The sequence below is a fragment of the Arthrobacter sp. D3-18 genome, from assembly GCF_054408525.1.
The window spans coordinates 2522275-2534863 of sequence record NZ_CP096440.1 but is presented as its reverse complement, the minus strand read 5'-3'; the positions used below and the strand labels follow the sequence as shown (position 1 = coordinate 2534863).

Genomic DNA, 12589 nt, shown 5'->3' with positions numbered 1-12589 from the left:
AAATCAACGTCGAAGAGCAAACCCCTTACCAACCCCTTCACCTTGCTGATGAAGATAGGAAAGAGATAACCATCATGACACAACCCCGATATTTCAGGGCTGCCCGGATGACGGCGGCAAGCCTTGCAGTGGGCGCAATGCTGCTCACCGGCTGCACGGCCAATGTCACCAAGACAAGCACTTCCGACGCCGGAGCGAACGCCAGCGCGTTCCTCACCATCCCGCGTGAGGACATGGGCACGTTCGTGCAGAACTTCAACCCGTTTGCCCCCACGGTCAACCCGATGGTCCAGCAGTCCATTTACGAATCCCTCCTGATCTTCAACCCGGCCAAGGGAGACACTGTGCCGTGGCTCGCCACCGAGTGGAAGGCAGCGGAGGACGGCAAGTCGATCACCTTCACGCTCCGTGACGGTGTGAAATGGTCCGATGGGCAGCCCTTCGTGGCTGACGATGTTGCCTATACGTTCGAACTTCAGAAAAAGATCAAGGGCGGCTTCGAATATCTGGATACCGTCACGGCCGAGGGCAACAAAGTCACATTCAACTTCAACAAGCCCTGGTCACCGGCCCTTTACGACGTCGGCCAGCTCGTCATCCTGCCCAAGCACATCTGGTCCGCTTTGCCGGACCCGGAAAAGGACGCAAACGCCAAGCCGGTGGGCACCGGACCCTACACCGAGGTGGACGGTTTCCAGGCCCAGTCCTTCGTGTTGACCAAGAACCCCAACTACTGGCAGCCGGAGAAGCAGAAGATTGCCGGCATCAAGATGCTCGCTTTTGCAGGAAACGACGGCGCCAACCTCGCCGCCGCGAATGGCGACGTGGACTGGGCTCCGCAGTACATCCCGAACATCGAAAAGACCTTCGTTTCAAAGGACAAGGAACACCGTCAATACTGGTTCCCGGCCACCGGTGCCATGATCAACTGGCAACTCAACACCACTAAAGCGCCGTTCAACGACGTTGATGTCCGCAAGGCACTGAGCATGGCCGTTGACCGCGAGCAAGTTACCAAGATCGGCATGAGCGGCTACGCGAAACCGGCGGACTGCACCGGACTCTCCGGCAACTACGAAACCTGGAAGAACGCCGCGGTCAAGGACAACTGCACGTGGACCAACCACGATGTGGAAAAGGCCAACGAGCTTCTGGACAAGGCCGGATATCCCAAGGGAGCCGACGGAAAGCGCACGATGAAGGACGGAAAGCCGTTCGAATTCGAGATCTCCGTGGGCGCCACTTCCTCCGACTGGCTGTCAGTGGCCAACGTGATCGCGCAGAACCTGGCCGAAGTGGGCGTGACTGCCAAGGTGGAGTCCCCGGATTGGGCTGCCGTGGTTGCCGGCTATGAGACCGGCGACTTCGACTCCGGCATTGTCTGGAGCGCCAACGACCCCAGCCCGTACAAGTACTTCAACACGACAATGGGCACAGCAACAGTGAAGCCCGTGGGCACCAAGACGTTCGACAACTACCACCGCTTCGGCGACACGAAAGCGGATGCACTGCTGGCCGACTTCGCCGCGGCAAGTGATGAGTCCAAGCAAAAGGACCTCGCCAACAAGCTGCAGGAAGAGTACAACGACGTCGCACCGCTGGTGCCGCTGTTCTCAGGACCGGAATGGGGAGCCTTCAATGACACCCGGTTCACTGGCTGGCCCACCGAGGGCAACCCGTACGCCACCCTGTCGGTCCGTTCACCTACGACGGTGCTGGTTCTGACCACGCTGGAACCGCGCAAGTAGTCCCCACCGCCGCCGCTTTGGGCCCTGACGGGCCTTACACCGCACGTCCGGGCGGCCAACTCCGCCCGGACGTGCCCCAAACTTTCCGCAATTCCCGAATGGAGGGAAACCGTGCGCTTCATCCTGCGCCGCCTGGGTTTCTACCTGATCGCCTTCTGGGCATCCATCACCCTGAATTTCCTGCTCCCGCGTTTCATGCCCGGTGACCCGGTCTCCCGGATGTTCGCCCGCTCCCAGGACCGAATGCAGCCCGAACAAATCGAGGCCCTACGCAAGCTGCTGGGTGTTGACGATCGGCCCATTTGGGAGCAATACATCGACTACATGCACAACATCTTCACCGGGCAAATGGGTGTTTCCATCTCCCGTTTCCCCACCCCCGTCACCGAAGTCATCTCGTCCCAAATCGGCTGGACACTCCTGCTGGGCGGTACCGCACTGGTGGTTGCCGCCGTCGTGGGTAACCTGCTGGGTATCCTCGCCGCGTGGCGCCGTGGTGGGGCGATCGACTCCGCGCTTCCGCCGGTGCTGGTTTTCATCGGCTCGTTCCCGTACTTCTGGCTTGCCATGGGTGCGCTGTACCTGTTCGGGGTGGTGCTGGGTTGGTTCCCGATCCGACATGCGTTCACTGACGGTTTGGAGCCGGCTTTCACTTGGGAGTTCATCGGCGACGTCGGCGCCCACCTTGTGCTGCCCGCGCTGACGATCGTGCTGGTTTCCATCGGAGGTTGGATGCTGGGCATGCGAAACACCATGATTGCCACGAATTCCGAGGACTACATCACCATGGCCGAAGCCAAGGGACTCCGCCCCGGACGCATCATGCTCCGCTACGCAGCACGCAATGCCATGCTCCCGTCGGTAACGAGCTTTGGCATGGGACTGGGATTCGTTGTGGGTGGTGCGCTGCTGACGGAGGTGGTATTCGCCTATCCCGGCGTTGGCTACCAGCTCCTCAACGCCGTCCAAGGCCTCGACTATCCGCTTATGCAGGGCCTGTTCCTGACCATCACCGCCGCTGTGCTGCTTGCCAACTTCCTGGTGGACATCCTCTACGTCCGCCTCGACCCGCGCGTGCGCAGCAACTAGAGGACTGATCATGACAACCGCACTTCTGAAGCAGCCAACTCCAACACCGGCTGTCCGCAAACCCAACCGCAGTTTCGTCCACGGGCTCCTCAACAACAAGAAGGCCCTGACGGGTATGGCCATGATGTTCATCTTCATTGCCTTGGCACTGCTGGCACCGGTGCTGTTTCCCGGCGACCCGTCGAGGATCACCGCGATGGCCTCCCTTGAACCATCTGCCGAGCACTGGCTGGGCACCACCGCCAAGGGACAGGACGTGCTCGCGTTGACAGTCCACGGCTCACGGAGTTCCCTTTTCGTGGGGCTGACAGTCGGGGTGGCGTCCACGTTCATCGGCATCCTCGTGGGCCTCGCCTCGGCGTACTTCGGCAAGTTCATTGACGAAGCACTGTCCCTGGTTACCAACGTTTTCCTGCTCTTGCCCGGCCTGCCGCTGCTGGTCATCCTGGCCGCGTTCCTTCCGCCGGGCCTGGGCACGGTAATCCTGGTACTCGTCGTCACCGGCTGGGCCGGCTCTGCCCGCGTCCTTCGATCACAGGCGTTGTCCATCCGGTCCAAAGACTTCGTGGCTGCGGCCGTGGTGTCCGGGGAACGGGCGGGCTGGATCATGTTCCGCGAAATCCTGCCCAACATGGCCTCGATTGTCATGGGCACCCTGCTTGCCTGCGTGATCTACGGAATCGGTGCGCAAGCGGGCCTGGAGTTCCTGGGCCTGGGTGATGTCAGCACGGTCTCCTGGGGCAACAACCTCTTCTGGGCCGGCAACGAAGGCGCCCTCCTCACGGGCAGTTGGTGGGTCTTCGTCCCCTCAGGCGTGTGTATAGCGCTGGTCGCCTTCGCCCTTGCCCTCATCAACTACGCCGTGGACGAGGTCACCAACCCGCGGTTGCGAAAAATCAAGACTCCAAAAGACACCGAAAGGAGCGCCGCCAAATGACCATCTCCCAAGTTTCCTTCGGCTCCCACGAACCAGTCCTTGACGTCAAGGACCTCACCGTCAAGTACATCGGCGACACCCGGTCCACCACCGCCGTCGACCGCGTTTCCTTCAGTATTGGCACCGGTGAGGTGTTCGGCTTGGCGGGGGAGTCCGGCTGTGGGAAGTCCACTATTGCCAACTCGATCATGAGGCTCCTGAAGGACCCCGCAAAGATTGCAGGCGGCAGCATCTCCTTCGGCGGCAAGGATGTCCTGGCCATGAGCCCGGAAGAGCTGCGGCGCTTCCGCTGGCAGGATGTGGCCATGGTCTTCCAGTCGGCCATGAATTCGCTCAATCCGGTGCTGACCATAGGCGAACAGATCGTTGACATCTTCACAACTCACGCCGGCTACTCCCGTAAGGAATCGCTGAGGCGGGCCGGTGAACTGCTGGAACTCGTGAGGATCGATCCCGCACGGCTCAAGTCCTATCCGCACCAACTCTCGGGTGGCATGCGCCAGCGAGCCGTTATCGCCATGGCGGTGGCGCTCAAGCCGTCACTGCTGATCCTGGACGAGCCCACCACCGCCCTGGACGTAGTGGTGCAGCAGGAGATCATGGCACAAATCAAGGACCTCCAACGTGAACTCGGCTTCTCCGTCCTCTTCATCACGCACGACATGTCCCTGATGGTGGAACTCTCGCACCGCATGGCCGTGATGTACGGCGGCCGGATCGTGGAGACCGCCAAAGCCCAGGACGTTTACGCCAATCCCCGCCACCCTTACACCCAGGCCCTCATGGGCGCGTTTCCGCCGCTCACCGGTCCCCGCGTTCCGTTGACGGGACTGCCCGACGGCGTGAAGTTCCGGAACATCCCGGACCTCACCGAAGAAGCACCCGGCCATTTCGTAGCTCCATTTGATGCCGACACCCCGGCGGTTGATTCAGTAAACCTGGAAGGAGCTGCACGATGAGCCACTCACTCATAACCCCACCGGCCGTGGCCGGCACCGGCACCCCCGCCCTCGAGATCCGCGGCCTGGGGAAGTCATTCCCCATTGGCGGGCTGTTCTCCCGCGATTCGGTCCGTGCCCTGCACGGCGTCGACCTGAGCATTGGTCGCGGTGAAATCGTGGCGCTGGTGGGGGAGTCCGGTTCCGGCAAGAGCACCTTGGCCCGCTGCGTCGCGCGGCTAGAAAAGCCGAGCACCGGCGCAATCCTGATTGACGGCGTCGACATCCTCAAACGGGATCGTTTTCAAGCATCGCGTGCATTTCGATCCCAACTGCAGATGGTGTTCCAAGACCCCTTCGGCTCATTGAACCCCGCCCACAGGATGGACCACTTCCTGCGGCGTTCGTTGGCGATCCACGGCAAGAGCGGTGGTTCCGAGCAGGAGACCCAGCGTAGGCTCGCGGAACTCATGACCACTGTTGGCCTGCAGGCTGACATGCTGAACTCCTATCCGCACGAGCTGTCCGGTGGCCAGCGCCAACGCGTTGCGATAGCCCGGGCCCTCGCAGTTGAACCCCAGGTCATCCTGGCCGACGAACCTACCTCCATGCTTGACGTTTCTGTCCGGATCGGCGTGCTCAACCTGATGCGCAAGCTCCGCGACGAGCAGGGCATCTCCATGCTCTACATCACGCACGACCTCGCGTCAGCCCGATACTTGGCGGACCGGACTGCCGTCATGTTCGCCGGTGAACTCGTTGAGGAAGGCGAGTCCCTGGACCTGCTGTCCAACCCCGCGCACCCTTACACGCAACTGTTGGTTTCGGCCGTACCGGACCCCGCCCGGGCGGGCTCGTACGATCCCGTCCGCAGGGCCGAATTACGGCAGGCGGTCATGGCCTCAACGCACTGCGTGTTCGACGGCGATCCGAACCAGGCATGCTCGGCCGGAGAACCTGTTCGCCATCAAGTGGGTGACCCCGCCAACCGTCACTGGGTGCGCTGCCATCTTTACCGGCCATGGGCCGCAGCCGGCGGCCATGCTTTGGCGAGCGAACCAATCCAACCCAGTGGCCCGGCGTCGAACGCTCAGGAAGAGGCTTCCGCATGACTGAACTAACCCACCCGCTCGCCACCGTTCCCCAGGACGAGTTGCTGACCCGCGCTGAGGCCGATCCCCTGCGCCCGCGGTTCCATTTCGTGTCGCCGGCCGGCTGGCTCAATGATCCCAACGGCTTAAGCCAGTGGAACGGCACGTACCACCTCTTCTACCAGTACAACCCGGAGGGCGCTTTCCACCATCGCATCCAGTGGGGCCACGCCACCAGCACCGACCTCGTGACCTGGACTGACCTGCCCGTTGCCTTGGAGCCGTCCGCGGGACCGGACGCTGATGGCTGCTGGTCGGGGGTCTTGGTGAACGACGGCGGCACGCCCACCTTGGTGTACTCGGGACGGTTCGAGGGCAAAGAGCTGCCCTGCGTCGCTGTGGGATCTACGGACCTGCAGAACTGGACCAAGGACACAGGGAATCCAGTAATTGCGGCTCCGCCCGTTGGAGTGGAGATCACTGCTTACCGCGATCATTGCGTCTGGCGCGAAGGCACCAAGTGGCGACAGCTGATGGGGTCGGGCATTCGTCACCGGGGCGGCACGGCCTTCTTGTACGAGTCTTCAGACCTACGGTCTTGGGACTACATCGGACCTTTGTTCATCGGCGATGCTTCGCGGGGCGATCCTGCTGACACTGACTGGACCGGGACCATGTGGGAATGCGTTGACCTGTTCCGTGCCGGGCAGGGTTCGTTGGGTTCTGCCCCTACTGACAACTCGCCTGATGTGCTGGTCTTCTCCGCGTGGGACGACGGCGTAACCCGCCACCCGCTGTACTGGACCGGCCGCTACGCCGGGGATGCCTTCGAGCCGGAGGCGCTGCACCGGCTGGACTACGGAGGCCGCTTCTTCTACGCACCGCAGTCTTTCGAGGATGAGTCCGGCCGCCGGGTCATGTTCGGCTGGATGCAAGAAGGCCGAAGTGATGCGGCGATGGTGGAAGCCGGCTGGTCGGGTGTTATGAGCCTGCCGCGGGTCACCACCTTGGCGAACGACGGAACCTTGGAGTTCGCGCCGGTTTCCGAAATTGAGAAGCTACGCAGAAACCATGTCAGCGTCCCCGGCCAGGTGCTGGTAGGGGCTGGAACGTCCCTCGAGACCGGCGTATCCGGCAACCAGCTGGACCTTGACCTGGACGTGCAACTGGCACCTGGTGCGGAGGTTCGGCTCGGAGTGCTGACGTCCCAGGATGGTGCTGAGGCCACCGTGATCGTGCTGACCCGGGCCGCAGATGGCGCCCCCGCCGGCACTCTCCGCTTGGACCGTACCCGCAGCAGCCTCGACCCTGCCGTCGATGTGGAGGACAAGTCCGGACCCGTCCCTATGACGGACGGTCGAGTTCGCCTGCGCGTCCTGGTGGACCGGTCCGCCGTCGAAATTTTCGCCAACGGCAAGCCCCTCACGGCCCGGGTCTACCCGACCCTGGGCGGCGAGCGCGTGACATTGGCCGCTACCGAAGGTTCGGCGCGGCTCCTTACTTTCGACGCATGGACCATGGCTGAGGTGTTTGAAGAGACCCGGAGCCTCTTGCCGGAAGGATAGTGAAACCCTCGAAAGGAAGATCCCGGATGCGCCCGGCCTATCACTTCAGCGTGCCAGACAATTGGAAGAACGATCCCCAGCGACCTATCTACCTGGATGGGGAGTACCACTACTACTACTTGTACAACGCTGACTACATCACTGGCGGTGGTGGCACTTCGTGGCGGCGGGCAACCACCACAGATCATGTCGCGTTCCGGGACCGCGGTGTCGCGATCCCGAAGTTCAGCAACGGCAACGGTGACTGCTGGTCCGGATGCCTGGTGGTTGATGAGGGAAACACTGCGGGATACGGGCCGGGCGCGGTGATTGCGCTTGTTACCCAGGCGCCGGAGGGCCGCCAAGCCCAGTACCTTTGGTACTCCACGGACCGGGGTCGCTCTTTCAAGCCGGGAGGCCAGGCCCCGGTGCTGCCCAACCCGGGAGTGCACGATTTCCGCGATCCCAAGGTCATCTGGGACGAGGACCGTGGGCGGTGGTTCATGGTTAATGCAGAAGGGCAAAAGCTCGGTTATTACACCTCACCGGACCTGCGGTCCTGGAAGCGTGTTGGCGAGTTCTTGCGCAACGACTTGGGTTTGTTCGAGTGTCCGGACCTCTTTCGAATGACGGCCGACGACGGCACCTCGCATTGGGTTCTTGGCACCAGTGCGAACAGCAAGGGTCGCGGACTGCCCGCGACGTATGCGTACTGGACGGGAGCTTTTGACGGCAGTTCCTTCACACCGGGCCATGACGAGCCGGAATGGCTCGACTATGGCTTCGACTTCTACGGTGCGGTGACCTACCCGCATCATGTTGTATCTGGTGCTGAGGACCCAACCCTCCGCCGGGCGATCGGTTGGGGAAATTTCTGGGACTACCCGCACAACACGCCGACCCTTGCCACTGACGGCTACAACGGCGATGACATGATCGTCCGCGATGTCCGGCTCAAGCGTGGAAACGGCACCTACTACCTCGTCTCCGCACCAACGTCTGCTCTGGCTGACCACGTGAAGCGCACACATCTACTCGGTGATGTGGCGGTTGCCGGTACTCATGAGCTGACGGTTCGCTCAAGCGCCTATGATCTGAGTTGCGAGGTGGTGTGGGATCCGGCCTCGCCGCCGGCCAATCTCGGGCTGGAAGTATGCCGTGCACCAGGCGGAGGCAGGCATGTGGCCGCAGGTGCCTTCCTGCCAGGTCCGTTCACGTACGTTAATCGCCGCCCCACCATCAACCCCACAGCAGGCGAAACCCAAACACCAATGGACCCCTCCGCCGGGCGCCTGACCATCCGCATCCTCGTGGATCGCACAAGTGTGGAGATGTTCATTGGAGATGGCCGTGTGGTGCATTCGCACCGGGTCTTCCCGCTGGAAGGTGACGACGGCATCCGCCTCTACGCCCACGAAGGAGCGGTCACGTTCCGGGACCTGACCATCCGGGAGCTCAAGGTCGTTTGACGTCAGAGCTAGCTGACGCGTCGGCCGCTGATGAGTCGCACGATGCAGTCTGCGGCTTCAATTGCTTCTTCATCGTGGCTGACGCAGGCCACTGCTGCACCGCGTGCTGCTTCTGCCGCGAGCATGGCACGTGTGCGCTGCCGGCTTTCCAGATCCAAGCCGGCCGCTGGCTCATCGAGCAGGAAGATCCGTGCACGGCGCGCTATGCCTTGGGCCAGTAGCGCACGTTGTCGTTGGCCTCCGGACAGGGCATTGAACGGCGACGACGACTGTTCTGTGAGCTGAACGCGAGCCAGGGCCTCGGTCACCCGTGCCTTTCGCTCCCTTGCCCCTATTTTGGGGGCTCGGCTGGACGAAACGCCCCAAGTGCCCATGTTCACCACGTCATAAACGGTAAGGGGGAGAGCGTCCGGGGCCGTCACCCGTTGGACTACCAAAGCGACGTCGTCTTGGCGGTCCACTGTGCCGTTGGCAGGTTTGCGTACCCCAGCGAGGATCTCGATGAGGGTCGATTTGCCCGCACCATTGGGACCGGCGATAGCCGTGACTTTGCCCCATTCGAGGTCGAGGTCAACGCCAACCAGGGCGGGGGCGTCGCCAAAGCTGAAGTGAAGGTTGCGGGCGCGAAGGGCGGAGTCGGAAGAGATCACACTCAATCCTAATCGTTTTTGATAATGAATCTCAATATGCTTTACAGTTATCGAGTGCATTGGCTAACTGAACCCTTTTCCGCAGACTTCTTCCTCCGGGCCCTTCTCGGTGGTGCTTTCGTCGCGATCATTTGCGGTGTCGTCGGCACCTGGGTCGTCATTCGAGGGATGGCCTTCCTTGGCGAAGCCATAGGTCACGGGATGTTGCCAGGAGTGGCCCTGGCAACAGTCGCCGGCGCCCCGGCAATAGCAGGCGGGGCGGTGAGCGCCGTCGTCATGAGCGCGATGATCAGCCTGTTGCAGCGGCGTGGCCGCCTGTCGTATGACACCAGCATCGGCCTGCTCTTCGTCTCGATGCTGTCGCTCGGGGTCATCATCGTGTCCCATTCACGCTCGTTTGCTACGGACGCGACCGCCATGCTGTTTGGTGACATCCTCGCCATGGACGACGGTGACTTGCTTGGGCTGTTCCTGGCGGCGATTGCCACAATCTCAATCGCGGTCATCCTCCACCGCAATTTCGTGGTCGCAGCCTTTGATACGCGGATCGCCGAAACTTTGGGACTCCGTCCACAGGTAGCCCAACTGGCACTGGTGGGATTGGTAACCCTTGCCGTTGTCTCGTCCTATCAGGCCGTGGGGTCGCTGCTGGTGGTGGGACTCCTGCTTGCGCCGGCAGTTGCCGCCAGCCCGTGGACACGCAGCATTCCGGCCCGTATGGCCTTGGCAGCTGTCTTCGGTGTCGAGGCGGTGGCTCTTGGCCTGCTGTGTTCCTGGTATGCCGGCACAGCGGCCGGCGCGTCCATTGCCATGGCCGCCATTACTCTGGCCGCCTTGTCCGGTATCGGTGGGTACCTAAACATCGGACGCCGCACGGGAGCGGTCACAGTTCCTGCGCCGGAACCGGCCCCTGTCTTTGTATCCCTCACTGGAAAGTAATCATGAACCTCCGTACAAAACCGGTGGCACTAGCCACGCTGGCACTGCTCTTACTTGCGGGGTGTGGCAACCCGTCCACTGCGCCGGCGCCGCAACCTGACGCGAGCGAACCGGCGTCGACCGGTGACGGGCACGGGGCGATCACCGGAGTGGCCGAGGTCGCTGAACCGCAGCTTCACCTTGTGGCCATCGACGCCGAAGGCGAAACCTCCATGCTGGACCTCCTGAACGGGACACAGTCCCGGCTGGGAAAAGTCCGGTCTCCGGCTGATGTCAGCACCGACGGGCGTTACGTCTTTGCGGCCAGCAACACCGGTGTGGACATCGTGGACAGTGGCACTTGGACCTGGGATCACGTGGATCACTTCCACTACTACAGGGGCGTAGCGAGGAATATCGGCAAGGTTGACGGCGAAGGTACTGCGACCATTGCCACGGGGATGCTGTCGACAGCCGGCACGACGGGAATGTTCTTCCCAGGCTCCGGGGAGGCAGTACTTCTGGATAATCCGGCGCTGTCCGCCGGGACCATTTCCGAGGCCCTCCGCTTCAAGACCGAACCGCACGCGGGCTTGATCGCTCCGCTGGGCGAAGGGGCCGTGGTCACCGAACCCGACAATGCAGGGAATGCCGCCCGCCTGCGAGCCATCGACCTCGACGGTAGGGAACTGGCCGCCACCGACTGCCCCGCAGCGGCGGGAACTATCACCACCAGGGTGGGATTGGTGGTTGGCTGCTCCGATGGTGCGGTGATCGCCACGACGGAAGGGTCAACCCCAGTGTTCGAAAGGGTTCCCTACCCGGAGGGCGTCGCTGCCCCGGCCACCGAATTCGACGGACGCAAGAGCAGGCCCACGATTGCCGGCCTCAGCACCGATTCCGGGGTCTGGCTCCTGAACACCCGCCAGCGCACGTGGGAATGGCTGCCGACGAGTACCCCCGTAGTCGCCGCCGCTACAGTCGACGACGCCGACCACCACGTGGTGGTCATCGGCGCCGACGGCACGGTTCAGGTATATGACGGATCATCCAAAGAACAGATTGCCAGCACGAAACCGCTGCTGGCCGGATCACTGGCTGATCCGGCCTTCGCCGACAATATTCAGCTCACAGTTGACGCCCAACGCGCCTACGTCAATGCGCCCGCCGAGGGCGTGGTCCATGAAATTGACTATGCCGATAACGCCCGGATTGCCCGGACCCTCGAGTTGCCTACGAAGCCCGTTCATTTCGTGGAGACCGGCCGATGAGGCGGGCGGCTCTACTTGCCCTCACGGCGGTCGCCGGGCTGGTTCTGTCGGGTTGCTCCCAACCCGGGACTCCGGAGAAGCCGCAGGTAGTGGTGACAACCAACATCCTGGGTGACATCACGAAAGAGGTCCTTGGCGACCAGGCCGAAGTAACTACTCTCATGCAACCCAACGCTGATCCGCACTCCTTTGAAATATCGGCGCAACAGGCTGCCCTCATGGGCAGCGCAGACCTGGTGGTTTCCAATGGCCTCGGCCTGGAGGAAGGGCTGCAGCAACACCTGGACAGGGCCGCGAAAGCCGGTGCACCGGTAATGGCGGCGGGTGAGGTGATCGACGTCGTGCCTTACAGTTCCGGTGATGCTGAAGGGGCGCCGGACCCTCACTTCTGGACCGACCCGGCAGCGGTGATCGACGTCGTGGACGCCGTAGAGGGTGCGGCACGCGATATCGAAGGAATCGACTCCGCCCGGCTTTCGGCCAGTGCCGGGGCTTATCGGGACAAGCTCATTCAACTGGACACGGAAATGACTGGCGCATTTGCTGCCATCCCCAAGGAACGCCGGGCCTTGGTCACAAACCACCACGTTTTTGGCTACCTTGCCAAACGATTCGACTTCCGGATTATTGGTGCGGTCATCCCCGGGGGGACCACTTTGGCGGCACCGAGTGCTGCTGATCTGCGCCAACTCAGCGGGGCGATCCGTGGTGCCGGCGTCCCCACCATTTTTGCGGACTCGTCCCAGCCCGACCGGCTGGTGCAAGTCCTCGCTAACGAAGCCGGCGTTAAGGTCCAGGTCGCGGAGCTCTTCACCGAATCCCTGACAGCACCCGACGGCGGCGCAGCAACCTACCTGGACATGATGCGCACCAATACCGAGCGCATTGTCACCGGGCTCAAGCCTTGATCACTTCACCCGCTCTTTAACACCAC

General features: G+C 62.4%; 11 protein-coding genes. 10 read left to right on the top strand and 1 reads right to left on the bottom strand.

Annotated features, from left to right (window positions below; all coding sequences use genetic code 11):
• Positions 1 to 74 precede the first annotated feature (74 nt).
• The 7 genes from M1D89_RS13875 (at position 75) to M1D89_RS13845 (ending at position 8816) form a co-directional block, all read left to right on the top strand.
• A complete protein-coding gene (locus M1D89_RS13875; protein ID WP_498644295.1) occupies positions 75 to 1748 on the top strand; it encodes an ABC transporter substrate-binding protein in 1674 nt (557 codons plus the stop codon).
• Between the two features lie 111 nt (positions 1749 to 1859).
• Entirely contained in the window at positions 1860 to 2837 is a 978-nt protein-coding gene (locus M1D89_RS13870) for an ABC transporter permease (RefSeq protein ID WP_420180944.1), read from the top strand.
• 10 nt (positions 2838 to 2847) lie between these two features.
• Complete coding sequence (locus M1D89_RS13865; protein WP_498644292.1) at positions 2848 to 3774, top strand: ABC transporter permease; 927 nt, start codon at positions 2848 to 2850, stop codon at positions 3772 to 3774.
• The gene (locus M1D89_RS13860; protein ID WP_498644290.1) at positions 3771 to 4733 is read left to right on the top strand and encodes an ABC transporter ATP-binding protein; all 963 of its coding nucleotides are present in this window, start codon (positions 3771 to 3773) and stop codon (positions 4731 to 4733) included. Before M1D89_RS13865 ends, M1D89_RS13860 begins: the two co-directional genes overlap by 4 nt.
• Positions 4730 to 5824: an ATP-binding cassette domain-containing protein gene (locus M1D89_RS13855; RefSeq protein WP_498644288.1), complete on the top strand. Its 1095-nt coding sequence runs from the start codon at positions 4730 to 4732 to the stop codon at positions 5822 to 5824. Before M1D89_RS13860 ends, M1D89_RS13855 begins: the two co-directional genes overlap by 4 nt.
• The gene (locus M1D89_RS13850) at positions 5821 to 7368 is read left to right on the top strand and encodes a glycoside hydrolase family 32 protein (RefSeq protein WP_498644286.1); all 1548 of its coding nucleotides are present in this window, start codon (positions 5821 to 5823) and stop codon (positions 7366 to 7368) included. Before M1D89_RS13855 ends, M1D89_RS13850 begins: the two co-directional genes overlap by 4 nt.
• A 50-nt stretch (positions 7369 to 7418) precedes the next feature.
• Entirely contained in the window at positions 7419 to 8816 is a 1398-nt protein-coding gene (locus M1D89_RS13845) for a glycoside hydrolase family 32 protein (protein ID WP_498644284.1), read from the top strand.
• Between the two features lie 8 nt (positions 8817 to 8824).
• On the opposite strand, the gene M1D89_RS13840 is transcribed toward M1D89_RS13845, so the two are convergent.
• Positions 8825 to 9466 (bottom strand): ATP-binding cassette domain-containing protein, encoded by a 642-nt coding sequence (locus tag M1D89_RS13840; RefSeq protein ID WP_498644281.1) that lies wholly within the window; start codon positions 9464 to 9466, stop codon positions 8825 to 8827.
• Between the two features lie 24 nt (positions 9467 to 9490).
• Between M1D89_RS13840 and aztB the strand changes: the two genes are divergently transcribed.
• The 3 genes from aztB to aztC are packed head-to-tail and all read left to right on the top strand — an operon-like array spanning position 9491 to position 12563.
• Positions 9491 to 10405, top strand: coding sequence for a zinc ABC transporter permease AztB (gene aztB / locus M1D89_RS13835; protein WP_498644279.1), 915 nt, complete (start codon positions 9491 to 9493; stop codon positions 10403 to 10405).
• 2 nt (positions 10406 to 10407) lie between these two features.
• Positions 10408 to 11655, top strand: coding sequence for an ABC transporter (locus tag M1D89_RS13830; protein ID WP_498644277.1), 1248 nt, complete (start codon positions 10408 to 10410; stop codon positions 11653 to 11655).
• Entirely contained in the window at positions 11652 to 12563 is a 912-nt protein-coding gene (aztC, locus tag M1D89_RS13825; protein ID WP_498644275.1) for a zinc ABC transporter substrate-binding protein AztC, read from the top strand. Before M1D89_RS13830 ends, aztC begins: the two co-directional genes overlap by 4 nt.
• Positions 12564 to 12589 lie beyond the last annotated feature (26 nt).

What these genes read in the sequence shown, in the direction of transcription:
- M1D89_RS13875 (WP_498644295.1), top strand. Translation starts at nt 75, where the DNA reads ATGACACAACCCCGATATTTCAGGGCTGCCCGGATGACGGCGGCAAGC.
- M1D89_RS13850 (WP_498644286.1), top strand. Translation starts at nt 5,821, where the DNA reads ATGACTGAACTAACCCACCCGCTCGCCACCGTTCCCCAGGACGAGTTG.
- M1D89_RS13855 (WP_498644288.1), top strand. Translation starts at nt 4,730, where the DNA reads ATGAGCCACTCACTCATAACCCCACCGGCCGTGGCCGGCACCGGCACC.
- M1D89_RS13860 (WP_498644290.1), top strand. Translation starts at nt 3,771, where the DNA reads ATGACCATCTCCCAAGTTTCCTTCGGCTCCCACGAACCAGTCCTTGAC.
- aztC (WP_498644275.1), top strand. Translation starts at nt 11,652, where the DNA reads ATGAGGCGGGCGGCTCTACTTGCCCTCACGGCGGTCGCCGGGCTGGTT.
- M1D89_RS13865 (WP_498644292.1), top strand. Translation starts at nt 2,848, where the DNA reads ATGACAACCGCACTTCTGAAGCAGCCAACTCCAACACCGGCTGTCCGC.
- M1D89_RS13830 (WP_498644277.1), top strand. Translation starts at nt 10,408, where the DNA reads ATGAACCTCCGTACAAAACCGGTGGCACTAGCCACGCTGGCACTGCTC.
- aztB (WP_498644279.1), top strand. Translation starts at nt 9,491, where the DNA reads ATGAATCTCAATATGCTTTACAGTTATCGAGTGCATTGGCTAACTGAA.